Consider the following 1,070-nt stretch of genomic DNA (forward strand, 5'->3'; position numbering starts at 1 on the left):
ATGGCCCTCCTCGTCGACCGTGCAGGCACCGTCCTCACCCCCGACCTCCGCGCAGAACTCCAAGGATCCCTTCTCAACTAGCAGACAGGCAGTGCGTTTCGCGCCACCGCGCCATAAGGTGCGGTGGCGCGGACCCTCAGCAGGGACCGGAAACCGCCAGTTGGAGGAGGAGAAACGTGGCAACACCCCCCAGCGGTGGCTACCCGTACGGCAGTGGGCAGCAGTCCCACGTCCAGGGTCAGCAGCCCAATCGCTTCAACTTCCCCTCCGCGCCCAGCCGCCAGACCCCGCCGCAGCGCCGGGCCCCGGCCCAGGAGCAGTACGGCCGGCCGTACGAGCAGTCCTACGGGCAGCCCTACGAGCCGCAGCCGTACCAGGCGCCGCAGCCACCCCGTATCCAGCCGGTGCAACCGCAGCCCGAGCCGTCGGCGCCGCAGCCCTCCTCCGCGGGCATGGGCGCCAACCCGCTGGTGCGGCCGTACGCGATGACGGGCGGCAGGACCCGGCCGCGGTACCAGCTCGCCATCGAAGCGCTGGTGCACACGACGGCCGCACCGGCGCAGTTGCAGGGACAATTGCCGGAACACCAGCGGATCTGCCAGCTGTGCCGGGAGATCAAGTCGGTGGCCGAGATCTCCGCCCTGCTCACCATCCCCCTCGGCGTCGCCCGAATCCTCGTGGCCGACCTGGCCGAGGCCGGGCTCGTAGCCATCCATCAGCCCGGCGGTGACGAGACCGCCGGCGGTCAGCCAGACGTGACACTGCTCGAAAGGGTGCTCAGTGGACTTCGGAAGCTCTAGCGGTGCAGCCCGCTCCACAACCTCCGCGAAGATCGTGGTGGCGGGCGGCTTCGGCGTGGGCAAGACCACGTTCGTCGGCGCGGTCTCGGAGATCAAGCCGCTGCGCACCGAAGCCATGATGACCTCGGCCTCGGCGGGCATCGACGACCTGACCCACGCGCCGGACAAGACCACGACGACCGTGGCGATGGACTTCGGCCGGATCACCCTGGACCAGGACCTGATCCTCTACCTCTTCGGCACCCCCGGGCAGGACCGCTTCTGGTTCAT

At 69.5% G+C, this 1,070-nt stretch carries 2 protein-coding genes and 1 pseudogene; all 3 read left to right on the forward strand.

The features are described 5' to 3' along the window. Positions 1-81 (forward strand): annotated as a pseudogene (locus AOK16_RS25470) (roadblock/LC7 domain-containing protein); the annotation flags it as partial. 95 nt (positions 82-176) lie between these two features. Further along, positions 177-800, forward strand: coding sequence for a DUF742 domain-containing protein (locus tag AOK16_RS10615; RefSeq protein ID WP_055472003.1), 624 nt, complete (start codon positions 177-179; stop codon positions 798-800). Then, on the forward strand, positions 781-1,070 hold a 290-nt coding region (locus AOK16_RS10620; protein ID WP_205627663.1), incomplete at its 3' end, for a GTP-binding protein. The genes AOK16_RS10615 and AOK16_RS10620, both read left to right, overlap by 20 nt.

The organism is Streptomyces pathocidini (assembly GCF_001418495.1).
Classification (GTDB): Bacteria; Actinomycetota; Actinomycetes; order Streptomycetales; family Streptomycetaceae; genus Streptomyces; species Streptomyces pathocidini.